The sequence below is a fragment of the Streptomyces mayteni genome, from assembly GCF_054783955.1.
This window is the reverse complement of sequence record NZ_BAAGPR010000247.1, coordinates 1-2,174: the sequence shown is the minus strand read 5'-3', so window position 1 is coordinate 2,174 and position 2,174 is coordinate 1. Positions and strand designations below refer to the sequence as shown.

The 2,174-nt window shown below is 74.1% G+C and carries 2 protein-coding genes; one reads left to right on the top strand and one right to left on the bottom strand.

All coding sequences use genetic code 11. The annotated features are described in order from the left end of the window. Positions 1-145: 145 nt before the first annotated feature. Complete coding sequence (gene rpsD, locus ACYVPE_RS39675) at positions 146-757, bottom strand: 30S ribosomal protein S4 (protein WP_461038706.1); 612 nt, start codon at positions 755-757, stop codon at positions 146-148. Positions 758-812: 55 nt separating this feature from the next. Here rpsD and ACYVPE_RS39670 point away from each other — a divergent pair, with 55 nt between their 5' ends. Continuing rightward, on the top strand, positions 813-1,637 hold the full coding sequence (locus ACYVPE_RS39670) for a DUF2470 domain-containing protein (RefSeq protein ID WP_461038705.1): 825 nt from the start codon (positions 813-815) through the stop codon (positions 1,635-1,637). Positions 1,638-2,174: the final 537 nt, after the last annotated feature.

Below are 2,174 nucleotides of genomic sequence, written 5' to 3'. Positions count from 1 at the left end.
GGGCGCTCGGCGGCCGGGGCACGGCCGGCGGGCCGCCGACCGCGGTGCCGGGCCCGGGCCGGGCGTCGGTGGCCGAGCACCCGACCCGGCTGCCGCTGCCCGCCGCTCCCCGCTCCGACGGTGGGGAGCCGGCGGGCGGCGGGGGTCAGCGGGCGTAGTACTCGACGACCAGCTGCTCGTCGCAGATGACCGGGATCTCGCTGCGGTTCGGGTCGCGGTCGAGGCGGAAGGCCAGCGCCTCCAGGTTGACCTGGAGGTAGCGCGGCGTCTCGCCCTCGCCCGCGTAGCCACCCTCCCTGGCGACCAGGAAGGGGTGCTTGGCGCGGCTGCGCTCCCGGACCTCGACGACGTCCTCGGGGCTCACCCGGAACGACGGCTTGTCGACCTTGCGGCCGTTGACGGCGATGTGGCCGTGCACCACCATCTGGCGGGCCTGGTAGATGGTGCGGGCCAGACCGGACCGCAGCACCAGCGCGTCGAGCCGGCGCTCCAGCTCGATGATCAGGGCCTCGCCGGTCTTCCCGGTGACCTTGCGGGCCCGGTCGTAGGCGCGGGCCATCTGCCGCTCACTGATGTCGTACTGCGCGCGCAGCCGCTGCTTCTCCAGCAGACGGACCTTGTAGTCACTGTTCTGCTTGCGGCCGCGCCCGTGCTCGCCCGGCGGGTAGGGGCGCCTCTCGAAGTACTTGACGGCCTTCGGCGTGAGCGCGATACCGAGGGCGCGCGACTTCTTGACCTTGGGACGCGACTGGTTCACGTTGAACGGACCTCCGTGTAAGTTAGGTGAGGCTTACCTTATCTGAGGAGTGCGCATGATTCGACCTGGGAGCCCTCGTTCCGACTCCGGACACCGAAGCCAAGGGGAGGACCAGCCGCGTCCCGGGCACGGTGCTCGGCAGCCCACGGCCGCCGAGCGGGTGCGTACTCTCGTCGAGTCGAACGCCTCGGCGGCACTGACCATTCCGGGCGCCGAGCTGGGACACAGTGTGCCCGAATCGCGCGCCGTCTCGCCCGCCGGCGACGTGCTGCTGCTGGTCCCGGCGGACTCACCGGCCGCCAGGGCGACGGCATTTGCCCTGGACGACGACGTCACCGCCGTGATGGAGATCACGGACGTGGCGCCGGTCTCCGTCCCCCACCGGATCCGCGGCCGCGGCTGGGTGGCCGGCTGGCTCACCGCCGTCCAGGAGTCCGAACGGTGCGCCACCACCCGGCTGCTGGCCGAACGCCACCCGGCCGGCCCGGTCCCCGGGCCGGCGTGGACCCTCCTCTGCCTGGAGGTCGGCGAGGCGTACGCCGACGACCTGTGGGGCGCCGCCCACGTCGAACCCGACGAGTTCACCGCCGCCACCGCCGACCCGCTCGCCCCCCACGAGGCCGAGCTGCTTCAGCACCTGGCGGCGGCCCACGAGGAACAACTCCGCTCCCTCTGCACCCTCCTGGGCGACCGCGGCGCGGCCTGCGAGGTCTGGCAGGGGGTCGCACCCCTCGCCCTCGACCGCCACGGCCTCCGCATCCGCTTCAGCACCGGCACGGCGTGCTTCGACGCGCGCTTCGAGTTCCCGACGCCGGTAGCCGACGTGGCCGACCTGCGGGCGGCCATGCGCCAACTCTTCGAGGCGGCCGCCAGGTCCTGACGGACCGAGGGTTCTCCCCCACCTTCCCCCAGCTAACGCTGGGGGGTGCCCCCACAAGCCCTTTTCGCGCTCCGCGGGCTGCCCGACCCGGCGGGGCCCCACGCGCTTCGCGCGGGGTTCCCCCACCCACCCGCCCCTTTCCGCGCTTCGCGCGGGCTCCGCGTTCCGCGGGGCGGCGGCGGCCGCGGCCGCGTCCGTCTCCCGCGGGGCTGAGCACCGTCCGCGTGCCGTGAGAGATAGCCCGGCCGGCAGCGGCCGCCCGTCACGGCGCACGGCGCGGCTCGCCGCGCTTCGCGCGGGATTACGCCCACCCGCCCGCCCGCCCATCGTTGCGCGCTGCGCGCGGGGCCTGGGCCCCGTCCGCGCTCCGCGGTGCGCCGAGGGCCGCAGGGCACCCCCCGCGCTTCGCGCGGCATCGCGCCCACCCTCCCCCAGCTAACGGCCAAGGCCGTGAAGTTAGGGGTTGTGGGGGTGGTGTGACGTGGGAAGCGGAGCCCCGGTAGAACTGGCAGTCGACCAAGACAAGCCGTTCACATA